Raw genomic sequence first — 21,607 nt, 5'->3', positions numbered from 1 at the left:
TTACATCATTAGTTAAACATTGCGATTGCTTCTGCCGGCGCGACGTATTCTAGGTCAAAGCTCTCTGCAACTTCTTTACAAGTCACTTTACCGTGGATTACGTTTAGACCTTCTAGGAAACCTTCATCAGATAGAAGTGCTTCGCGGTAGCCTTTGTTCGCTAGCTTAACAATGTAAGGAAGTGTTGCATTGTTTAGTGCGTAAGTAGAAGTACGAGCAACGGCACCTGGCATGTTAGCAACACAGTAGTGAACTACGTCATCAACGATGTAAGTTGGATCAGCGTGAGTCGTTGCATGTGAAGTTTCAAAACAACCACCTTGGTCGATTGCAACATCAACAACCGCTGAACCTGGCTTCATCTTAGCGATGTGATCTTTTGTAACAAGTTTAGGAGCGGCTGCGCCTGGGATTAGTACGGCACCAATCACTAGGTCTGCTTCTAGAACATGCTTCTCAATAGCGTCTTCAGTAGAATAAACCACTTTTGCGCGACCTTGGAATTCTTCATCAAGACGACGAAGCGTATCTACGTTGCGATCAAGAATGGTTACGTCTGCGCGAAGGCCAACAGCCATACGTGCTGCGTTAGCACCAACAACACCGCCGCCAACAACAACAACTTTTGCTGGCTCAACACCAGGAACGCCGCCAAGAAGAAGACCACAACCACCGTTAGATTTCTCTAGTGTTTGTGCACCTGCTTGAATAGACATGCGACCAGCGACTTCAGACATTGGTGCTAATAGTGGCAAGCGACCCATATTATCTGTTACAGTCTCATAGGCTACGCAGACAGCTTTGCTCTTGATCAGCTCTTCAGTTTGTGGAAAATCTGGTGCAAGGTGTAAATAGGTAAATAATATTTGCCCTTCGCGAAGCATAGCTCGCTCGACAGCTTGAGGTTCTTTAACCTTTACAATCATTTCTGCTTTCGCGAAAACGTCAGCAGCAGTAGGAAGAATGGATGCGCCTACAGCGATGTAATCATCGTCTGAAAAACCGATACCATTACCGGCATTGGTTTCTACAAAAACTTGGTGGCCGTGTGAGATTAGTTCTCTCACGCTAGCTGGGGTCATACCAACGCGGTATTCGTGGTTCTTGATTTCCTTAGGTACGCCAATGATCATCCTGACTCCTCATTTTATTTTGGTTGTTTTATCTATGTGTAGGGTAATTCTGTCGAATTAATATCTAGTATAGATATGTTTAAGTAAAATTTGATACTGAATATTAAAAAGTTGTAGTATATTTTTTTGCAAGGAAGTAATAAGGTGGAATAAAAAATGGCAGACAATTATAAGAAGCCGTCCAAGGAACTAGATCGTATTGACCGCAACATTCTTAATGAGTTGCAAAAAGACGGTCGTATCTCAAACGTTGAACTCTCAAAACGAGTAGGACTTTCTCCAACTCCATGTCTTGAGCGTGTTCGTCGTTTAGAGCGTCAAGGTTACATTACTGGGTACACAGCATTGCTGAACCCACAGTACCTTGATGCTTCACTTTTAGTGTTTGTTGAAATTACGTTGAACCGTGGTGCGCCAGATGTGTTCGAACAATTCAACACCGCTGTGCAGAAACTGGATGACATCCAAGAGTGTCATTTAGTGTCGGGTGATTTTGACTATCTTCTAAAAACACGTGTATCTGATATGGGTGCTTACCGTAAGCTACTGGGTGATACGTTACTTCGTCTACCAGGCGTAAACGACACTCGAACTTACGTTGTAATGGAAGAAGTGAAACAAACCAATCAACTTGTGATTAAAACTCGTTAATCACAATTGGTGAAATGAAAGAAAGCGGACATTTGTTCCGCTTTCTTGCTTTCTGGAATTGGGTTTTTCTGTTTGATATGGTTAAATCAACAGTAGTTTCATTGAAACGAGCGGCTATTGCCGCTCGAGATGTTTTTATCCTGTTTAATTATTAAGTTGGTTTATGTTCAAGCAGAGCAGTAATAAAGTAGAAACAATCATTAAAACGAGTGAAGAGCCTCAGTCTCCTCGTTTAAGTGGTTCTCAACGTCTAAAAGAGTGCAGCCTAATTCTAGGTGTTCTCTTCTCTATTCTACTTGCCGTTGCGTTATTAACTTTTAGCCCTGCTGACCCATCATGGTCGCAAACGGCTTGGGGTGGTGATATTCAAAATGCAGGAGGTTACGTAGGTGCATGGTTGGCGGATACGCTTTTCTTTGTGTTTGGTTCTTTAGCTTATCCTTTGCCTATCTTGGTGACGGTTGCTGCGTGGGTATTATTCCGTAAACGTAATGAAGATGAGCAGATCGATTTCATGCTGTGGGGTACTCGTTTACTTGGACTGACTGTCCTTATTCTTACTAGTTGTGGTTTAGCGGATATCAACTTCGATGATATTTGGTACTTTTCATCTGGTGGTGTAGTCGGTGATGTATTAACAAGTCTTGCACTTCCAACGCTGAACGTTCTGGGCAGTACGTTGGTTCTTCTTTTCTTATGGGGAGCTGGCTTTACCCTATTAACGGGCATCTCCTGGTTAAGTATTGTTGAATGGTTAGGCGAGTGTGCAATCAAATTCTTTACGTCAGCCGTTAATAAGGCGCGCGGCCAAGATCAAGAGCTGCTTGAACCTCAGTTAACAGAATCGGCAGACCGCGATTTAATCGAAGAACGTCATCAAGAGCCGAGTTACCGTGATGTTCCTGCTTTAGAAGATAACAAAGAATCAAAAGAGCATGATCTACTAGATCCTGCGATGAGCTTCTCAGCGACCAATGATTCTTCAGACGTGGCGACAAATGCGCTAGACAGTGCCGCGTCGCCGAAGCGCCATTACAATATTCATATGCCTGTCGAGGCGCCAGCGAAGCAAGACGCTTCAGCTCAAGAAGTGTCTGATATTCAACGTCAACCTGAAGTTGAACCTGAGCCGATCCCTGCTGCGCCTGTTTACCAAGCGCCAGAAGAGCCTTTGGAAGAGGGCATTGAGCGCTCGAAGCAGTTGAATGCAACGATAGAGCAGCTAGAGAATGCTGCAATGTATGAAGATGATCTAGCGGCTCAAGAGCAAGTTGATGCACATGAATCTCAGGTTGCGTATCAACAATACATGCAAAACGAACAAGCAGAAGTTAGTCCAACTCATAGTGATTTTGATAGTGCTGAAACAGCAACGGATAGTTCCTCTGAAGTCGAGGGTGAACTCGGTGCAGAAGACGTTCAGCCTGAATCTTTATATGCTTCGCAAGTGGATGAAACAGAAGAAACAATCGAAGACGCCTCTTCAGTGCAAGCATCTCCGTTTGATATGGCGGAAGAGCAAGATGAACAAGCTTCAGTGTTCCAACCTGTATCGATTGAAGATGTTAATACTGAGCAACAAGAGCCTTTCGCTGCCCAACAAGGTAATGCGGAGTTTGAGCAAACTAACGAACAAGCTCAAGAGCAGGCTGTTGATCTTCCATGGGAAGAGGTCACGGAAGATGAGTCTGTGCACCAAGACCAAGATGTAGCAGCATTCCAAAATCTGGTATCTGAAGCGCAAGCGAATATGGCGGCGACACAAAACCCGTTCTTGGTACAGCAAGATGTGAATTTGCCCAAACCTGCCGAGCCATTGCCAACACTTGAGCTGTTGTTCCACCCTGAAAAACGTGAAACCTTTATTGACCGCGATGCACTAGAGGCGATTGCTCGTCTTGTTGAATCTAAGCTAGCGGACTACAAGATAAAGGCAGATGTGGTTGATATCTTCCCTGGCCCTGTCATTACTCGATTCGAACTCGATCTGGCTCCTGGCGTGAAAGTGAGCCGTATTTCTGGTCTTTCTATGGACTTAGCGCGTTCACTTTCTGCATTGGCAGTGCGTGTCGTAGAGGTAATACCGGGTAAACCTTATGTTGGTTTGGAATTGCCGAACATGAGCCGTCAAACCGTATTCTTCTCCGATGTGGTAGGTAGCCCTCAGTTCCAAGAAGCGACGTCACCAACGACCGTTGTTCTAGGACAAGATATTGCAGGTGAAGCGGTTATTGCTGATTTATCGAAGATGCCACACGTACTGGTTGCAGGTACCACCGGCTCTGGTAAATCGGTGGGTGTGAACGTGATGATCTTGAGTATGCTTTACAAGGCATCGCCTGAAGACGTTCGTTTCATCATGATTGACCCGAAAATGTTGGAATTGTCTATCTATGAAGGTATTCCACATCTATTGTCTGAAGTCGTTACCGACATGAAAGATGCGTCTAACGCCCTTCGTTGGTGTGTTGGCGAAATGGAACGTCGTTATAAACTGATGTCGGCACTTGGTGTTCGTAACATTAAAGGCTACAACGACAAATTGAAGATGGCTGCGGAAGCGGGTCACCCAATTCATGATCCTCTGTGGAAACCGGGCGACAGCATGGACCCTGAAGCACCATTATTGGAAAAACTGCCTTACATCGTAGTTGTCGTCGATGAATTCGCCGATTTAATCATGGTAGTGGGTAAGAAAGTTGAAGAGTTGATTGCTCGTTTGGCACAAAAAGCACGTGCGGCGGGTGTTCACTTGATCCTAGCGACTCAGCGCCCGTCAGTGGATGTTATTACGGGTCTTATTAAAGCCAATATCCCGACACGTGTAGCCTTTACCGTATCAACCAAAACAGACTCTCGAACCATTCTTGACCAAGGTGGTGCTGAGTCACTACTTGGTATGGGTGATATGTTGTACTTGCCACCGGGTTCAAGCCACACAACTCGTGTACACGGTGCGTTTGCATCTGATGATGATGTACACGCGGTCGTGAATAACTGGAAAGCACGCGGTAAGCCAAACTATATTGAAGAGATTACGAACGGCGACCAAACCCCAGAAACACTGTTGCCGGGTGAGAAGATGGAAGGCGATGAAGAAGTCGATCCTCTGTTTGATCAAGTTGTCGAACATGTGGTTCATTCACGCCGAGGTTCAGTTTCTGGTGTGCAACGTCGATTTAAGATCGGCTACAACCGTGCCGCACGAATTGTTGAGCAATTAGAAGCTCAAGGTATTGTCAGTGCTCCAGGACATAACGGTAACCGAGAAGTCTTGGCGCCAGCGCCACCAAAAGATTAGTTCCAATAGGAACTCATAACTATTCAGTCGGTCAAAACCAAAACATGACCGACTTATGTTCTAACAGGATTATTGATGAAAAAAGTATTCGCACTTTTATTTATGAGCTTCTCAGTATTTGCTTCTCCGAAAGAAGAGTTGAGTAGCCGCTTGTCGCTGAATGCAGGTTTTAGCGCTGACTTTAAACAAGTTGTCACCAGCCCTGACGGTGATGTTGTGATGGAAGGCGAGGGCACAGTAGAGATTGCACGCCCTAGCTTGTTCCGTTGGGAAACGACTTTCCCTGATGAAAACCTATTGGTCTCTGATGGTCAAAGCTTGTGGTACTACAGTCCGTTCATTGAACAAGTGAGCATTTACTGGCAAGAACAAGCCACATCGCAAACGCCATTTGTATTGCTGACTCGTAACCAAGAAAGCGATTGGGACAACTACAACGTCGCGCAAACGGGTAACCAATTTACGCTAACGCCAACGGCTGTGGACTCTAATCAGGGCGATTTCCAGATTAACATCACCGAGAAAGGCATTGTTCAGGGCTTTAATGTGATTGAACAAGACGGCCAAAAAGGTGAGTTTACCTTTAACAATGTTGACTTAGGTAAACCTGCTGCAGACCGTTTTACTTTTGTGGCGCCAGAAGGTGTCGAGGTCGACGACCAAAGAAACTGATCCAAACTGGCAGATCGTTTGGTAGTAAGTCGATAGGCATTGATGCCATCAACGAATCAAGAGATTGCAATTGAGTAATTACAGCTTAGATTTTGCAGGGGACGAAGATTTTCGTCCCCTTGCTGCTCGTATGAGACCTGAAACTGTTGAACAGTATATTGGTCAGCAGCATATATTAGGTCCAGGTAAACCCCTTCGCAGAGCGTTGGAGGCGGGCCATATCCACTCCATGATTTTATGGGGGCCTCCGGGCACCGGTAAAACCACGCTGGCAGAAGTGGCAGCTAATTACGCCAATGCAGAAGTCGAGCGCGTGTCAGCAGTGACTTCGGGTGTAAAAGACATTCGTATCGCCATTGAAAAAGCGCGTGAGAACAAGCAAGCAGGGCGTAGAACGATTTTATTTGTGGACGAAGTCCATCGCTTTAACAAAAGTCAGCAAGATGCGTTCTTACCTCATATCGAAGATGGCACGGTTACGTTTATCGGCGCGACCACAGAAAACCCTTCTTTTGAGTTAAACAACGCTTTGTTATCACGTGCGCGTGTCTACAAACTGACTTCGCTTAATACTGAGGATATCTCCCTCGTCATTCGCCAAGCCATTGAAGATAAACAGCGTGGCTTGGGTGATGTGTCGGCTGATTTTGCTGATAACGTATTAGATCGTCTTGCGGAGCTGGTCAACGGTGATGCACGTATGTCGCTCAACTATCTAGAGCTGCTGTATGACATGGCGGAAGACAACGACAAAGGCGAGAAAGCGATAACATTGCAGTTGTTAGCTGAGGTGGCTGGTGAGAAGGTTGCTCGTTTCGATAACAAGGGTGATATTTGGTACGACCTAATCTCCGCCGTTCACAAGTCGATTCGTGGCTCTAATCCCGATGCTGCGTTGTATTGGTCGGCGCGAATGATTGCAGCGGGTTGTGACCCTTTGTATATAGTAAGACGCTTGCTGGCGATTGCTTCTGAAGATATTGGTAATGCTGATCCAAGAGCAATGCAGGTTGCGATGTCGGCTTGGGATTGCTTCACTCGTATTGGCCCAGCAGAAGGGGAGCGTGCGATTGCTCAGGCAGTTGTCTATTTAGCGTGTGCACCAAAGAGTAACGCCGTTTACACGGCTTGGAAGCAAGCCTTAACGGATGCGCATAATCTTCCTGAATATGAAGTGCCTCATCATTTAAGAAATGCACCCACAACTTTGATGAAGGACATGGGCTACGGGCAAGAATACCGTTATGCTCATGATGAACCAGGTGCCTATGCCGCTGGAGAAAAGTATTTGCCGCCTGAAATGGGCGAAACACAATACTATTTCCCAACAAAACGAGGCTTAGAGACCAAAATTGGCGAGAAGCTAGATTATCTGGCGGATTTGGACGCAAAAAGCCCACAAAAACGCTATGAAAAGTAGTCTTTTTTGGATATCGTTACCTAGTCATAAAAATTCAATTAAATCGTTACAAATTGGTCGAAATAGCACCAGTTTTAGGGGTTTAGCAGTGATTCAGTAGCAAACTACTGAGTATTCAAATAACTAAAGCATAGGATTAGCAATGCTGGATTCTAAATTACTTCGAGCTGAGCTGGATGAAACAGCGGCAAAATTAGCACGTCGAGGCTTCACCCTTGATGTAGAGACAATTCGTGAACTTGAAGAAAAACGTAAGTCCCTTCAGATGAAAACTGAAGAGCTACAAGCGTTACGTAACTCTCGATCGAAGTCCATTGGTCAAGCGAAAGCAAAAGGCGACCATGAAGAAGCTGAGCGTATCCTTGCAGAAGTAGGCAACTTAGGCGCAGAACTAGACCAAGCTAAAGTAACATTGGCTGAGCTTCAATCTGAGCTAGAAACGATCACAATGTCAATTCCTAACCTACCTGACGCAGAAGTGCCAGATGGTAAAGATGAAGACGACAACGTAGAAGTTTCTCGTTGGGGTCAACCTAAGACTTACGACTTCGAAGTGAAAGATCACGTGGATCTTGGCGAAATGTCTGGCGGTCTTGATTTTGCTAGCGCAGTTAAAATCTCGGGTTCTCGTTTTATCGTGATGAAAGGCAAATTCGCACGTCTACACCGTGCTATTGCTCAGTTCATGCTGGACCTTCACACTGATGAGCACGGCTACACAGAAATGTACGTACCTTACCTAGTGAACCACGATAGCCTATACGGTACTGGTCAACTTCCTAAGTTCGGCGAAGACTTGTTCCACACAAGCCCGCTAACTGAGCAAGTAAGTGATGTACCGCTTAAGACGTTATCGCTTATCCCTACTGCGGAAGTACCGGTAACGAACATGGTTCGTGACACGATTACTGATGAAGCTGAACTGCCACTTAAGATGACAGCTCACACTCCATGTTTCCGTTCTGAAGCGGGTTCTTACGGTCGTGACACTCGTGGTCTTATCCGTATGCACCAATTCGACAAAGTTGAATTAGTACAAATTACTAAGCCAGAAGACTCAATGGCAGCGCTTGAAGAGCTAACAGGTCACGCTGAGAAAGTACTTCAACTTCTAGAGCTTCCTTACCGTAAAGTGATTCTATGTACGGGTGACATGGGCTTCGGTTCTGCGAAAACTTACGACTTAGAAGTCTGGGTTCCAGCACAAGAGACATACCGTGAAATTTCTTCTTGTTCAAACATGTGGGATTTCCAAGCGCGTCGTATGCAAGCTCGTTTCCGTCGTAAAGGCGAGAAGAAACCTGAACTTGTACACACACTTAACGGTTCTGGTCTTGCTGTTGGTCGTACTATGGTTGCTATTCTTGAGAACAACCAAGAAGCAGATGGCCGTATTGCTATCCCAACAGTACTTCAACCATACATGGGCGGCGTAACGCACATCGGCTAATGCCAATTTTGGTTAATCAAATTTAGATTAATCTGACTTGTTAGAATATTTAAAAGGCTTTGCTGTAATGGCAAAGCCTTTTTTGTATGCGGACGTTGTTTAAATAGAAGCTACATATATGAGAAGGCAGCCTCGGAAGTATTGTTTGCTTGTTTCCAGGCCAAGTCTGCTTGCTTACATGCCAGAAGCGCCTTTCGGTAATAGTTTTGATAGTTGTTTTTTGTCAGCTCATCAATCGTATAAAGCTGTGTGATCACTTCGTCACATTGCTTGATGATGGTTAGCACTTGTTTTGCACCCATTGAATCAGGCCAAATAACAGAGAGCAATTTTATCGTATTCATACATACGTTCTTGATCATCGGACATCGTTTATGAATATCTAAGTAAGCCACAAGCACCTGTTTGTAGTCTGACTTTGCTAGTTTGATGCCGATATTCTTCTCTTTGAGCCAGTTCATTTTTGCGGTGTTGCGATGTTTCATCTCAGTGCACATCGTTATCTGACTTGAAACCACTGTCTCGCTCGCTGTTTTCACTATCAACATGCTGCAACGGTTTTCCGCAATTTTAAACTCGTTTTCACAGCTCATCCTATCCAATAACCATGCATGGTGATAAATCACAGGGAAGGCATCAAAGTCATTCTTATCGTGCAATGCGGTTAGTATAGTGACTGCTTTTTGATATTGGTTAGCTTCCATCTCGATGTGAGCTGCGATAAGTGCTAAGTCAGTTTGAAGCCCTGATCTTGCCTCGGTAGGGATCTTCGAAATTAAGTAATTGACGTGACCCAAATTCGCTTGCTTATCGATGCCATCTGAGGCGCAATAGAGCAAGAATCGTATATGACTTAGCTTCATATATAGGTTGTCTCGAAAGGTGTCCTTATTGATTTGCACATGGTTTTGGTAGTGGAATAGCGCTGTTTTAGTATCATTAACCGATAAGCATAGATTTGCGATTGCAAGCTCTCTCTCAGAGTTACCTGGTGTTAGTTTACTCGCTAACTTGAAGTGAGCAATGGCTGCCGGAACCTTATTGCTGATCAGGTTTACTTGAGCTGCTTGGTCTCGATACAAAGTGCAGGTTGGCGCAGAATTGATCAAACTTTCAATCATCGACTGTGCTTCGCTAAGCTGCCCCAAATTCGCAAGGCTGTTTGCTAATCCTGCTTGAGCCCAATCAAAACTGCCTTCATCTATCGCTTTCTGATAGACATTCTTGGCTTCCTCGTAGAGCTCTAGTTTTGATAGAAAGCTCCCTCGAAATTGCTGGATTGTTGCGAAGTATTCGGGATGAAACGCGGCAAGCCCTTCGCAATGCTCTAGGCCCGCTTCATAGTTATTTTCTCTCTCAGCTTTATAAATGTCTTGTAAAATCAGCTTCTTCCTTAAGGAACTGGTGATGCGCTGTTTTAGAGTTTCGCGGTTAAACGGTTTTAACAAATAGTTGTCAGGTCGTAGTTCAAGGATAGGGCGTATCGATAGAGCTGAATTTTCACCTGTAACAAGAATAAATATTCCGTCATCTTTTAATCTGTTGGCTTGCTTCAATTCTTCAAATAGCTGTTTGCCGTTGATCGTGTTACCAAAGTTGTAATCACAAATGATGACATCAAAAGTTGTGTCATTCGTGATGGTCATTGCAACACGAGGTGATTTCGCAATGACAATCAAACGTTCTGAAAAACCAATATGAACCAGCATATTACGAATAGTTGATAACACTATCGTTGAGTCATCAATGATAAGTGCATTTAGTTGGGTTAATTTCATGCTTACTTTAAATTATTTACTGACGTGAATTACGTAGCTATTGCGGATTGTCTTGATGTCTTGCACGACCGACAAAACAAGAAGCGTTAGGTTTCTACGAAGTTGATATAAGCCTTCGCTAGAATTGGATTCTTTTTTTGCGAATATTTTTATCTAATAGGAGTTAAAAATATTGGCTAATTTGATTCTGAGATGAACTCGAATAAGGAAGGTCATTCATTATATTCAGTACCAAAATGGCGCGTATTTTATGATGGCTTTTTACCCGATAGGTAACACTCTTTTGCTAATTGTTTTTATGGAGAGGATTAAATTTATTTGTGGGGTTTTTCGAGTTCAAATCAAAGATAAAACAATGGCTTGGGGTGTGTTTGTTGGCTGGTTTTTCACGTGAAGGAGAAGCCGCCATTAGTATTTTATGGGCGGCTTATAGGTTTTTAAAATGATGTTTGTTAAATCAACTTGGTTTGAAGCAAGAAGATTGTTGGAGGGCTTTATCAATAGATGAAACAAGTTGTTCGATGTGCTCAGCCTTGCTAATGAAAGGAGGCATCATATAAATCAACTTACCGAACGGACGTATCCAAACGCCTTGTTCAACAAAGTGAGCTTGGATGGTTTCCATATCGACAGGTGTGTGGGTTTCAACGACGCCAATCGCGCCCAACCAGCGAACATCTTTGACAAGGTCATGCTTGAGTAGAGGTGGTAGTAACTCAGAAAAGAGTTGTTCAATCTGATGAGTCTGATTTTGCCAATGACCTTGCTCTATGATGGACAAACTTGCTGCACCTACTGCACAAGCTAAAGGGTTGCCCATGAAGGTTGGCCCGTGCATAAAGCACCCGGCTTCACCGCCACATACCGTGTCAGCGACTTCTTTACTCGCAAGTGTCGCTGACAGCGTCATATAGCCACCAGTTAGCGCCTTACCTACGCATAAAATATCCGGTTGAACATCGGCATGTTCGCAAGCAAACAGTTTCCCTGTACGACCAAATCCAGTCGCAATCTCATCCAAGATCAGCAATACGTTGAATTCATCACACAGCAAGCGTACTTGTCTCAGGAATTCAGGGTGGTAAATGCGCATACCGCCAGCGCCTTGAACGATTGGTTCTAAGATCACAGCTGCCACTTCTTTGTGGTGGACCGTTAGCTTTTCTCGAAAGCTATCGATGTCACTTGAGTTCCACTCATCCCAGAAGCCAGTTTTTGGTGAATCGGCAAAGACGTGTTCAGGCAAAAATCCCTTGTAGAGACTGTGCATCGAGTTATCTGGATCGGTCACTGACATTGCAGCAAAAGTATCGCCGTGATAGCCATCTCTCAGTGTGAGGAATTTTGAACGAGGTTGCCCTTTAGCATGCCAGTATTGAAGGGCCATCTTGAGACTAACCTCTACGGCGACTGAACCTGAATCAGCCAAGAATACGTGCTCGAGATTATTTGGTGCTAGGTTCAAAAGTTTCTTACATAAATCGATAGCAGGTTGGTGGGTGATACCTCCAAACATAACATGCGAAACCTTATCGATTTGGCTGTGAGCTGCAGCATTGAGCTCTGGATGATTGTAGCCGTGGATGGTTGACCACCAAGAGGACATACCATCAATAATTCGTTTTCCGCCCTCTAATTCTAGGTAAACGCCGTCTGCGTTGGTGACTGGATAGCAGGTCAGAGGTGTCAACGTTGATGTATAAGGATGCCAGATATGCTGGCGATCAAAGGCGAGATCCATAGTAACTTCCATTCTTGATATGGCTAGAAAGTAGCCAAATGTAAACTTTTGATATTATCAATATGTTGACAGTCTAAAGCTTGTCGGTAGACTATCCAAGCATAAATACAATCTCTATTGATAGAGATGTAACATCAAATAATAAAAAAGGATCGACACGTGGAAGTTCGTCATGACTGGACAGTTGCTGAAGTAAGAGCACTGCTTGAAAAACCGTTTATGGATTTAATGTTTGAAGCTCAAGTGGTTCATAGACAGTACCAAGAGCACAACCACGTGCAGGTGAGTACACTGTTATCGATTAAGACAGGTGCTTGTCCTGAAGATTGTAAGTACTGCCCTCAAAGTGCTCACTACCGGACGGATGTCGACAAAGAACGCTTAATGGAAGTCGAGCGTGTTTTGGATGCGGCGCAAAAAGCCAAGAACGCGGGTTCGACTCGTTTCTGTATGGGCGCGGCGTGGAAAAACCCGAAAGAACGCGATATGCCTCACCTAACTGACATGATCAAAGGTGTGAAAGGCATGGGCCTAGAAACATGTATGACACTAGGCATGTTAACGCCTGACCAAGCAGGTGAGCTAGCGGACGCAGGTTTGGATTACTACAACCATAACCTTGATACGTCTCCGGAGTTCTACGGCAGTATTATCACCACTCGTACTTACCAAGACCGTTTAGATACGCTATCTCATGTGCGTGATGCCGGTATGAAGATCTGTTCTGGTGGTATTATTGGTATGGGCGAAAGTACTAATGACCGTGCAGGCCTGCTTGTAGAGCTTGCGAACCTTCCTGTTCACCCAGAAAGTGTACCAATCAACATGCTCGTAAAAGTCAAAGGCACACCGATGGAAAACGTCGATGATGTTGAGTCTTTCGACTTCGTCAAACTGATAGCGATTGCTCGCATCATGATGCCTATGTCTGCGGTTCGTTTATCAGCAGGCCGTGAGAACATGAACGAACAGATGCAGGCGATGTGTTTCATGGCGGGTGCGAATTCTATCTTCTACGGCTGTAAGCTACTGACTACGCCAAACCCAGATGAAGACACGGACATGCAGCTGTTTAAGAAGTTAGGTATCAACAGCCAACAGGTGGCTCAGAAGCCAGACGAAATTCAAGAAAATGAACTGTTAGATCAAGTGGTGGAGCGCGTTGCTGCTCGTCCAACGAAAGATGACATGTTCTACGATGCCACTGTTTAAATCACGTATCAAAAGTGCCCTTGTCCATCGCCGTGAGCAAGGGTTAACTCGTCAACTTAAGGTACTCGAAAACAGTAATGGCCCTTTGCTTACTAGCGAAGGTTCTAGCTTCATTAATTTTTCGAGTAATGACTATTTAGGTTTGGCAAACGATCCTGAACTGGTCGATGCATGGCAAACCGGACTTTCCCAATATGGTGCCGGCAGTGCGGCTTCGCCATTGGTCACGGGCTTTAGTCCTGCTCATCGAAATTTAGAGGCTCAGCTGTGTGAATGGCTTGGCTTTGAACGCGCCATTCTCTTTAACTCTGGTTTCAGCGCTAACCAAGCCTTATTGTTTTCTCTGCTCGAAAAAGACGATTTTCTACTGCAAGATAAGCTCAACCACGCCTCTTTGATGGAAGCGGGGATGCTTTCACCTGCAACCATGAAACGCTTTAAGCATAACGACACGCAACATTTAGAGTCGCTATTGAGTCAAACTCCACAATCCTTGGTTGTGACTGAGGGTGTGTTCAGCATGGATGGTGATCAAGCGCCTCTCAGCCAGATATCTAGCCTGACTAATCAATACGACAGTTGGTTGGTGGTTGATGATGCCCACGGTATTGGCGTATTAGGTGATAACGGGGCAGGGAGTTGCAACGCCGCACAAATCTCACCTGATATCTTGGTGGTGACCTTTGGTAAAGCATTTGGCCTTTCTGGTGCTGCGATTCTTTGTTCGTCAGAAGTGGGTGATTACTTAACTCAGTTTGCGCGTCATCATGTGTATTCGACGGCAATGCCACCTTCACAAGCGGTGGCTTTGTCTCATGCATGTCAGATGATTCAAACGCAAGAGTGGCGTTGTGAGAAACTCACGGAGCTAGGCGCTCTCTATGCAGAGCAGATGAATGGTGTGAAAGGTTTTATTGATACTCAGACGCCGATCAAGCCATTTTTAATCGGCGAAGCCCAAGCAGCACTATCTATTGCTGAAGAGTTAAAGCGCAACCAAGTTTGGGTAACGGCAATAAGGCCACCAACGGTGCCTATTGGGACTGCTCGTTTGCGTATTACCTTAACGGCGAACCACAGTCAGAAACAGATTTTTCAGTTAACCAGTTCTCTGCTTCAAGCAATGGAGCGACACGACGAATTAAATATCAAACCAAGCTTAGAATCGAACTTTGAATTAGAGAAAGAGGCTCAGTAAATGTCACAAGAAGCAGTAGTGGATAATTACGTAAGCCAAGACAAGAGTGCGATTGCCGAAGCCTTCGGCAAAGCAGCAACAACCTATGACAAACACGCTGAATTCCAGCGCGATGTCGGCCACCGACTGCTGGGTAAGTTACCGAGTGACCTCTCTGGGTTAAAGGTGCTCGATTTAGGTTGTGGCACTGGCTATTTCTCACAGCAATTGGTGGAACGAGGCGCTGAAGTGGTATGCGCAGACCTTTCTATTGGAATGCTGCAAAAAGCCGAACAGCGCTGTGGCGCAATGATCTCTTTATATCGACAAGCTGATGCCGAGCTATTGCCATTCGAAGATGGGGCTTTTGATATTGTTTTCTCTAGCCTTGCGTTGCAATGGTGTGACGATTTATCGTCGCCCTTGAGGGAGATGAAGCGTGTCACCTCGCTTGGGGGACGTGTTATTTTCTCAACTTTGCTTGATGGGTCACTGTTTGAACTGAAAAACTCATGGTCAAAAATTGACACACATCAACACGTTAACCATTTTATTACAATCAATCAGGTAAAAATTGCGTTAGCGCAATCTAGCTGTACTGCTCATCAACTAGACTTGCCCACCATCACCGTTTGGTACGACACTGCGTTTGAACTGATGCGCGACCTTAAAGGTATCGGCGCTAATCACGTAAGTGGTCGCTCACAAGGTTTAACAAGTCGCCGAATGTTGCAGCTTGTTGAGCGGGAATATAGAGAGTTTAAAAACCATCAAGGTTTCTTACCAGCAACATATCAAGTTTGTTTAGGGGTTATTCAATTATGATTGATGCATTATTCATTGCAGGTACGGATACCGAAGTGGGAAAAACTGTGGTTTCAAAAGCGATTCTTCAAGCTTTAGCCGCACAAGAGTTATCAACAATAGGCTACAAGCCAGTTGCCGCAGGGTGTGAACAATCCCCTGAGGGATTACGTAATAGTGATGCACTGCATCTTCAAGAAGCTGCGACGCAAGATATCGCCTACGAAGACGTTAACCCGTATGCGTTGTTGTTACCATCATCACCACACATTGCAGCAAAGCATGATGGTGTCGTGATTGATGAAACCGTATTATCAGCTAAGTTGGCAGAGCATAAGCAAAACTCTGACATCGTGTTAGTTGAAGGTGCTGGTGGTTGGCGTGTACCGGTTTCTGATGAAGAATATTTGTCTAGCTGGGTCAAAAAAGAGCAGCTGCCAGTGGTATTGACGGTCGGTATTAAGCTTGGCTGTTTGAGTCATGCACTGCTAACCGCAGAAGTGATTCGTGCTGATGGACTGAACCTAGTGGGTTGGGTTGCAAACCGCATTAACCCAGGTACTGAACATTACGCTGAAATTATAGCGATGCTTGAAGATAAGCTAGGTGCACCGAAGTTAGGTGAAATTCCGTATGTGCCAAGAGCAAAGTCTAAGAACATTGGTAAGTATATTGATATACAGCCATTGCTCGACCTTTAAACTTCGAGTTATACGTTAAACAAGAAAAGGGCTGCAATTGCAGCCCTTTTGCTATGTTAAGCCTTTTGGCCATAAGTTTATAAACAACTGGCCTTTGAACAAGTCGCTATGGGTTAGTGTTCTTTTGTAAGTCCCATTAGTGCTTGTTGTGTTTCTGTGATTTTTGTCTGTGCCGTTTGCGGTGTTAGGATCCCAATCTGCTTTTTTGCTTCTTCTTCAGTAATCCCTAGGTGACAGCACAGTAAATCGATAGCCATTTGAGTGTTAGTACCTTCAACCATGATTCTTCCCTTTTTGTACATAGACTAGCCAATAAATCATCTGAAGCCACTGTAAACGGATTGTTATACCGACACCATACGACTTAGGTCTAATAGACTGGAGGTGATTCGAATATGGTCTCGTAATCAAATGTTGCAATTTAATGCTTAACCTTGTTTTCTTAATCTAAGACTATATGTATAAGTAAGTATAAGTCTTCAAGGTTGGAATAAATTGCTGTCTGCCTTGTCTATAATAAGTTTTATAAAAACAGCTTTCATGCGGAGATAAGTAATGAAGCGAGTAATGTTGTTCCTTGCAACCAACCTAGCGGTTGTATTGGTACTAAGTGTTGTTCTTAATATTGTATACGCAGTTACAGGTATGCAACCTGGTAGCCTATCAGGCTTATTGGTGATGGCTGCAGTATTTGGCTTTGGTGGCTCATTCATTTCATTAATGATGTCAAAGAAAATGGCGCTACGATCGGTAGCCGGTATGGTCATTGAAAGTCCACGTAACGAAACCGAACATTGGTTGATGGAGACAGTAAGCCGTCAGTCTCAACAAGTTGGTATTGGTATGCCAACAGTGGCGATTTACGATTCGCCAGACATCAACGCGTTTGCGACGGGCGCTAAGCGTAATGATTCATTAGTAGCAGTCTCTACGGGTCTGTTACACAACATGACGCGTGATGAAGCTGAAGCGGTGTTAGCGCATGAAGTGAGTCACATCGCGAACGGTGATATGGTGACCATGACGCTAATGCAGGGCGTGGTGAACACGTTCGTTATCTTCCTATCTCGTTTCATCGCCAACATTGTTGCGTCGAATGACAACGAAGAAGAGGGTGGCAGCAACATGATGGTGTACTTTGGTGTGTCAATGGTGTTGGAATTGGTATTTGGTTTCTTAGCAAGCTTCATTACGATGTGGTACAGCCGTCATCGTGAATTCCATGCCGATGCAGGTGCTGCGCACTTAGTAGGTAAAGAGAAGATGATAGCAGCGCTAGAACGTCTAAAGGTGAGCCATGAGCCACAACTAGAAGGTTCTATGATGGCATTTGGTATCAACGGCAAGAAATCGCTTACTGAGCTTCTGATGAGCCACCCACCACTAGACAAGCGTATTGCGTCTCTACGTAACATGTAATCGCTACGTAATTCTCAGTGGCTAGTCGACAAGAGACCTTTTAAAGGCTTCCTTCGGGAGGCCTTTTTTGATCTTGGTGTTCAAGACAGTAAGTATCCAAGGGATATGTGTCTGGTGATAGAGGGGTACTAGTGATGAAGCGTTGCGATATTTATTGGTTGATATCGCACGGACTGACATGTGTAGGGTAATAAGTAGGGAGTGCTTAGTGTTCTTTTGATGACAGCGCGTACTAAGCACACTTTCTTCCGCTCAACAAAAAGGCTTCCACATGGGAAGCCTTAGTCTATTCTGTGATTCGAAATTCGAATCTTACAGCTTGTCAGTTAGCTCGATTGCTTGACCGATGTAGTTCGCTGGAGTCATCTCTTTCAGACGAACTTTCTCGTCTGCAGGGATTTCAAGGCCGTCGATGAATGCACGCATGCCTTCGCCATCTACACGTTTACCACGAGTTAGCTCTTTTAGCTTCTCGTATGGCTTCTCGATGCCGTAACGGCGCATTACTGTTTGTACTGGTTCTGCTAGTACTTCCCAGTTCTTGTCTAGTTCAGCAAGTAGCGCTTCACGGTTAACTTCTAGCTTGCTAATACCTTTCAGAGTTGAAGTGTATGCAATGATTGCGTAGCCAACACCAACACCTAGGTTACGAAGAACCGTAGAGTCAGTTAGGTCACGCTGCCAGCGAGAAACTGGAAGTTTTTGTGCAAGGTGGCTGAATACTGCGTTTGCTAGACCAAGGTTGCCTTCAGAGTTTTCGAAGTCAATTGGGTTAACTTTATGCGGCATTGTAGAAGAACCGATTTCGCCAGCAATAGTCTTCTGCTTGAAGTGACCAAGAGCGATGTAGCCCCAAACGTCACGGTCGAAGTCTAGAAGGATAGTGTTGAAACGTGCAACTGCATCAAAAAGCTCAGCGATGTAATCGTGAGGTTCGATTTGAGTTGTGTACGGGTTCCAAGTTACGCCAAGAGATTCAGTGATGAACTCTTCGCTGAACTGGTGCCATTCAACTTCTGGGTATGCAGAAAGGTGTGCGTTGTAGTTACCTACAGCACCGTTGATTTTCGCTAGGATCTCAACGTTTTCGATTTGCTTGTATTGACGTTCCATACGGTACGCAACGTTAGCCATCTCTTTACCCATAGTAGAAGGAGAAGCAGGCTGACCGTGTGTACGAGACAGTAATGGAATGTCACGGTACTCGTTCGCAAGTGCTTTGATAGCATCAATTACGTTACGGATTTCTGGAAGAATCACTGTGTCACGAGCTTCTTTAAGCATAAGCGCGTGAGATGTGTTGTTGATGTCTTCAGAAGTACATGCAAAGTGAATAAATTCGTTTACAGCGTGAAGTTCAGGAACGCCAGCAACTTTCTCTTTCAAGAAGTACTCAACCGCTTTAACGTCGTGGTTAGTCGTGCGCTCGATCTCTTTGATACGTAGAGCATCTTCTTCACTGAAGTTAGCTGCTAGTTCATCAAGAAACTGGTTAGCTTCTGCACTGAACGCTGGTACTTCTTTGATTGCATCTGTAGCTGCAAGCTTTTGTAACCAACGAACTTCAACGATAGAGCGGTACTTTAGTAGGCCAAACTCACTAAAGATGCTGCGTAATGCAACAGTCTTGCTTCCGTAACGGCCGTCTACTGGTGAAACAGCAGTCAATGCTGACAGTTCCATGGTGTTCTCCTGAATTGAGTTTTCTAAATTTTGAGAGGTTTATACCAGTAACAATCTCAATTGTCACGCACAATGCGCAATCGTTTGCGTGAGAGTTGTGTTGGTACAAAAAACAAGCTCGCGACGAGGCGCGAGCTAATAAATCACATGCGAGCTAGCAGGATTTGAGCCTGCTCGATCATCTTCTTGCGACCGAAGATAAGGTGGCGACGTTTACCGCCAACTTGACGCCATAACACAGCGCTTCGAATTCCTGATAACAGCAGGGCACGAACCTTATGCTGGTTCGACGTCTGTTGAAGTACAGCTGGCGTACCAGAAACCTGAATACGTGGGCCGATAGGGCTCACAACATCAAGGTAGATACTGGCTAGGTTGCTGATCATTTGCTCGTCAAACAGATCAAAGTGTTCAGTTTGACGTTCTGCAGTTTGAATACGATCGCCAAGCTGAGACATAGAGTCGTTACGAGAAGATAGCTTACGCTCAAGTGCCATCAAGCTGATGATGTAGCGAGTAATATCGCTACCAGCGGGAGTACTATCGATACCTTTTACTAAGCACTCAAGGCCAAGCTTTAGGTTCGCTTCACGTCCAAAGACACCCACGGTGTTCGCTGGATTGGTATTTAAAATGGCACTGAGTGAAGCTTCGAAGGCATCTTTATCACAATGGCCGTCTTTCGCTACTTGTTGAACCAAAGCCACAGCTTGGCAAATTCCAGCGAAAGCAATAGTACGGTCATAAAGTGTATTAGCCACGTAGTAACTCCTAGTTGTCTTCTATTGTTTGTCGTTCGATTATTGGTTAGATGCGCTTTTCAATGATACCACCACCAAGACATACGTTGTCTAGGTAGAACACTGCTGATTGACCTGGGGTCACCGCAATTTGTGGTTCGTCAAAAATAACCTTAATGTTCTCATCATCAATTGGGATGATTGTACAAGGAATATCGGTCTGACGGTAACGTGTTTTTACCGTGCACGTCATAACTTCAGTAATTGGTGTGCGATTAACCCAATGAAGCTGAGAAGCGATCAAACCTTCTGATTTTAAAAGAGGGTGGTCTTTACCTTGTACCGCGATCAGAACATTACGTTTAAGATCTTTTTCACCAACAAACCATGGTTCTTCATTACCGCCGCCACCTTTGGTGCCACCGATATGCAGGCCTTTACGTTGGCCTAGTGTGTGGTACATCAAGCCTTGGTGTTGCCCAATAACTTGGCCTTCTGGTGTCTCGATGTTTCCCGGTTGAGCGGGTAGGTATTTGCCTAAGAACTCAGTGAACTTGCGCTCACCAATAAAGCAGATGCCTGTTGAATCTTTCTTTTTCGCAGTGATCAAGTCTTGCTCTTCAGCAATACGTCGTACTTCTGGCTTCTCTAATTCACCCACAGGGAATAGGCTGCGTGCCACTTGATCTGAGCTTAGCGTATAAAGGAAATAACTTTGGTCTTTATTGCCGTCTAGGCCGCGTAGCATTTCTGGCTTCGCACCAGCGTCTAGCTCTTCTTGTGTTGGGAAAGTACGACGAACATAGTGACCCATCGCGATGTAGTCTGCGTCTAATACTTCATCCGCAAACTCTAAGAATGCTTTGAATTTGATTTCTTTGTTACAAAGGATATCTGGGTTCGGTGTACGACCCGCTTTGTATTCTTCCAGAAAGTACTCGAATACATTATCCCAGTACTCTGCTGCAAAGTTGATAGTGTGAAGGTGGATACCTAACTTGTCACATACCGCTTGAGCATCAGCAAGGTCTTCAGCTGCCGTGCAGTATTCTTCGTTATCGTCTTCTTCCCAGTTTTTCATGAAAAGGCCTTCTACCTGATAGCCTTGTTGCTGAAGAAGATACGCCGATACTGACGAATCTACACCGCCGGACATACCGACAATTACTTTCTTTTCGCTGTTTCCAGAGCTGATATCTGACATGTCTAAACACCGTTACTATTACTTGGTCGCAGATTCTAACAGAAAGAGGGACACCGTGACAGATCCGAGACCGGAATCACAGTTTCATTTGCACAAATAATGCGCTGACTTCGTTAGAGAATCGCATGAACGCGAGGAGACTCGCTAGGATGTCAGATCTATATGTGGCATAGTCGCTCAAAATCCAAGAGCTGAGATAAAAAATGTCTGAACAAAATGAGTTTATGCAAGAAGAACAGTTGATCGAGATTATCGAGAACCAACTTGAAGATGGACAACCAGTAAAAGTTAAAGAGACGCTAATGCGTTTAATGATGACAGGTACACCTCGTGAAGAGGCAATTGCAGCGATGGCATGTGCACTGGCAATTGAAGTATTTGATGTAATGAAAAACGGCGCAGAGTTTAATCAGAAACGTTACGCCGAGCATTTGGGCATGCTGCCTGATCTTAGCTTTATGGAAGGCGAATAAAAAAATAGCCTAGCAAACGTTTGCTATAGTTTGAAAGATTGCCGCGTT

The 21,607-nt window shown here is 44.7% G+C and carries 18 protein-coding genes; 11 read left to right on the top strand and 7 right to left on the bottom strand.

From position 1 onward, the window contains the following. Window positions 1-8: 8 nt before the first annotated feature. Window positions 9-1,133, bottom strand: a complete 1,125-nt coding sequence (ald, locus tag OCV30_RS10240) for an alanine dehydrogenase (RefSeq protein WP_012604392.1) — start codon at window positions 1,131-1,133, stop codon at window positions 9-11. 156 nt (window positions 1,134-1,289) lie between these two features. Between ald and lrp the strand changes: the two genes are divergently transcribed. The 5 genes from lrp (at window position 1,290) to serS (ending at window position 8,627) form a co-directional block, all read left to right on the top strand. Then, window positions 1,290-1,784 (top strand): leucine-responsive transcriptional regulator Lrp, encoded by a 495-nt coding sequence (lrp, locus tag OCV30_RS10235; RefSeq protein WP_004734558.1) that lies wholly within the window; start codon window positions 1,290-1,292, stop codon window positions 1,782-1,784. 163 nt (window positions 1,785-1,947) lie between these two features. After that, complete coding sequence (locus OCV30_RS10230) at window positions 1,948-5,085, top strand: DNA translocase FtsK 4TM domain-containing protein (protein ID WP_065679615.1); 3,138 nt, start codon at window positions 1,948-1,950, stop codon at window positions 5,083-5,085. A gap of 75 nt (window positions 5,086-5,160) precedes the next feature. Next, the gene (gene lolA, locus OCV30_RS10225; protein ID WP_029222615.1) at window positions 5,161-5,757 is read left to right on the top strand and encodes an outer membrane lipoprotein periplasmic chaperone LolA; all 597 of its coding nucleotides are present in this window, start codon (window positions 5,161-5,163) and stop codon (window positions 5,755-5,757) included. Window positions 5,758-5,821: 64 nt separating this feature from the next. Beyond that, window positions 5,822-7,177 (top strand): replication-associated recombination protein A, encoded by a 1,356-nt coding sequence (locus OCV30_RS10220; protein ID WP_017098146.1) that lies wholly within the window; start codon window positions 5,822-5,824, stop codon window positions 7,175-7,177. A gap of 142 nt (window positions 7,178-7,319) precedes the next feature. Then, on the top strand, window positions 7,320-8,627 hold the full coding sequence (gene serS, locus OCV30_RS10215) for a serine--tRNA ligase (protein ID WP_004734554.1): 1,308 nt from the start codon (window positions 7,320-7,322) through the stop codon (window positions 8,625-8,627). Window positions 8,628-8,737: 110 nt separating this feature from the next. Here serS and OCV30_RS10210 read toward each other — a convergent pair whose 3' ends face one another. Then, window positions 8,738-10,405, bottom strand: a complete 1,668-nt coding sequence (locus tag OCV30_RS10210; protein WP_065679616.1) for a response regulator — start codon at window positions 10,403-10,405, stop codon at window positions 8,738-8,740. 457 nt (window positions 10,406-10,862) lie between these two features. Next, window positions 10,863-12,146, bottom strand: a complete 1,284-nt coding sequence (gene bioA, locus OCV30_RS10205) for an adenosylmethionine--8-amino-7-oxononanoate transaminase (RefSeq protein ID WP_065679617.1) — start codon at window positions 12,144-12,146, stop codon at window positions 10,863-10,865. A gap of 159 nt (window positions 12,147-12,305) precedes the next feature. Between bioA and bioB the strand changes: the two genes are divergently transcribed. The 4 genes from bioB to bioD are packed head-to-tail and all read left to right on the top strand — an operon-like array spanning window position 12,306 to window position 16,040. Continuing rightward, entirely contained in the window at window positions 12,306-13,358 is a 1,053-nt protein-coding gene (gene bioB, locus OCV30_RS10200) for a biotin synthase BioB (protein ID WP_009848820.1), read from the top strand. Beyond that, the gene (gene bioF / locus OCV30_RS10195) at window positions 13,345-14,556 is read left to right on the top strand and encodes an 8-amino-7-oxononanoate synthase (protein WP_065679618.1); all 1,212 of its coding nucleotides are present in this window, start codon (window positions 13,345-13,347) and stop codon (window positions 14,554-14,556) included. Before bioB ends, bioF begins: the two co-directional genes overlap by 14 nt. Beyond that, a complete protein-coding gene (gene bioC, locus OCV30_RS10190; protein ID WP_065679619.1) occupies window positions 14,557-15,360 on the top strand; it encodes a malonyl-ACP O-methyltransferase BioC in 804 nt (267 codons plus the stop codon). Further along, window positions 15,357-16,040, top strand: a complete 684-nt coding sequence (gene bioD / locus OCV30_RS10185; RefSeq protein WP_065679620.1) for a dethiobiotin synthase — start codon at window positions 15,357-15,359, stop codon at window positions 16,038-16,040. The genes bioC and bioD overlap by 4 nt, the downstream gene beginning before the upstream one ends. A gap of 113 nt (window positions 16,041-16,153) precedes the next feature. Here the strand turns inward: bioD and OCV30_RS10180 are convergent, their stop codons facing one another. Next, a complete protein-coding gene (locus OCV30_RS10180; RefSeq protein WP_017078977.1) occupies window positions 16,154-16,321 on the bottom strand; it encodes a hypothetical protein in 168 nt (55 codons plus the stop codon). 274 nt (window positions 16,322-16,595) lie between these two features. On the opposite strand from OCV30_RS10180, the gene htpX reads away from it, so the two are divergent. After that, window positions 16,596-17,459 (top strand): protease HtpX, encoded by an 864-nt coding sequence (gene htpX / locus OCV30_RS10175; RefSeq protein ID WP_065679621.1) that lies wholly within the window; start codon window positions 16,596-16,598, stop codon window positions 17,457-17,459. 312 nt (window positions 17,460-17,771) lie between these two features. Here htpX and purB read toward each other — a convergent pair whose 3' ends face one another. The 3 genes from purB to mnmA all read right to left on the bottom strand — a co-directional run bounded on the left by purB (window position 17,772) and on the right by mnmA (window position 21,086). Further along, window positions 17,772-19,142 carry an adenylosuccinate lyase gene (gene purB, locus OCV30_RS10170; RefSeq protein ID WP_009848814.1) on the bottom strand — a complete coding sequence of 457 codons (1,371 nt, stop codon included), beginning with the start codon at window positions 19,140-19,142 and terminating at the stop codon, window positions 17,772-17,774. Window positions 19,143-19,285: 143 nt separating this feature from the next. Then, complete coding sequence (hflD, locus tag OCV30_RS10165; RefSeq protein WP_065679622.1) at window positions 19,286-19,903, bottom strand: high frequency lysogenization protein HflD; 618 nt, start codon at window positions 19,901-19,903, stop codon at window positions 19,286-19,288. Between the two features lie 46 nt (window positions 19,904-19,949). Beyond that, on the bottom strand, window positions 19,950-21,086 hold the full coding sequence (gene mnmA, locus OCV30_RS10160; protein WP_009848812.1) for a tRNA 2-thiouridine(34) synthase MnmA: 1,137 nt from the start codon (window positions 21,084-21,086) through the stop codon (window positions 19,950-19,952). A 203-nt stretch (window positions 21,087-21,289) separates the two neighbouring features. Here mnmA and OCV30_RS10155 point away from each other — a divergent pair, with 203 nt between their 5' ends. Beyond that, window positions 21,290-21,559: a hypothetical protein gene (locus OCV30_RS10155; protein WP_004734567.1), complete on the top strand. Its 270-nt coding sequence runs from the start codon at window positions 21,290-21,292 to the stop codon at window positions 21,557-21,559. Window positions 21,560-21,607 lie beyond the last annotated feature (48 nt).

This window comes from Vibrio atlanticus (assembly GCF_024347315.1).
GTDB classification, from domain to species: Bacteria; Pseudomonadota; Gammaproteobacteria; order Enterobacterales; family Vibrionaceae; genus Vibrio; species Vibrio atlanticus.
Note: the sequence above shows the minus strand (reverse complement) of the source record. Positions and strands in the feature narration are given on the sequence as shown.

What these genes read in the sequence shown, in the direction of transcription:
- OCV30_RS10155 (WP_004734567.1), top strand. Translation starts at nt 21,290, where the DNA reads ATGTCTGAACAAAATGAGTTTATGCAAGAAGAACAGTTGATCGAGATT.
- bioD (WP_065679620.1), top strand. Translation starts at nt 15,357, where the DNA reads ATGATTGATGCATTATTCATTGCAGGTACGGATACCGAAGTGGGAAAA.
- bioC (WP_065679619.1), top strand. Translation starts at nt 14,557, where the DNA reads ATGTCACAAGAAGCAGTAGTGGATAATTACGTAAGCCAAGACAAGAGT.
- bioA (WP_065679617.1), bottom strand. Translation starts at nt 12,146, where the DNA reads ATGGATCTCGCCTTTGATCGCCAGCATATCTGGCATCCTTATACATCA.
- OCV30_RS10180 (WP_017078977.1), bottom strand. Translation starts at nt 16,321, where the DNA reads ATGGTTGAAGGTACTAACACTCAAATGGCTATCGATTTACTGTGCTGT.
- mnmA (WP_009848812.1), bottom strand. Translation starts at nt 21,086, where the DNA reads ATGTCAGATATCAGCTCTGGAAACAGCGAAAAGAAAGTAATTGTCGGT.
- purB (WP_009848814.1), bottom strand. Translation starts at nt 19,142, where the DNA reads ATGGAACTGTCAGCATTGACTGCTGTTTCACCAGTAGACGGCCGTTAC.
- bioF (WP_065679618.1), top strand. Translation starts at nt 13,345, where the DNA reads ATGCCACTGTTTAAATCACGTATCAAAAGTGCCCTTGTCCATCGCCGT.
- lolA (WP_029222615.1), top strand. Translation starts at nt 5,161, where the DNA reads ATGAAAAAAGTATTCGCACTTTTATTTATGAGCTTCTCAGTATTTGCT.
- OCV30_RS10230 (WP_065679615.1), top strand. Translation starts at nt 1,948, where the DNA reads ATGTTCAAGCAGAGCAGTAATAAAGTAGAAACAATCATTAAAACGAGT.
- htpX (WP_065679621.1), top strand. Translation starts at nt 16,596, where the DNA reads ATGAAGCGAGTAATGTTGTTCCTTGCAACCAACCTAGCGGTTGTATTG.
- OCV30_RS10210 (WP_065679616.1), bottom strand. Translation starts at nt 10,405, where the DNA reads ATGAAATTAACCCAACTAAATGCACTTATCATTGATGACTCAACGATA.
- ald (WP_012604392.1), bottom strand. Translation starts at nt 1,133, where the DNA reads ATGATCATTGGCGTACCTAAGGAAATCAAGAACCACGAATACCGCGTT.
- serS (WP_004734554.1), top strand. Translation starts at nt 7,320, where the DNA reads ATGCTGGATTCTAAATTACTTCGAGCTGAGCTGGATGAAACAGCGGCA.
- lrp (WP_004734558.1), top strand. Translation starts at nt 1,290, where the DNA reads ATGGCAGACAATTATAAGAAGCCGTCCAAGGAACTAGATCGTATTGAC.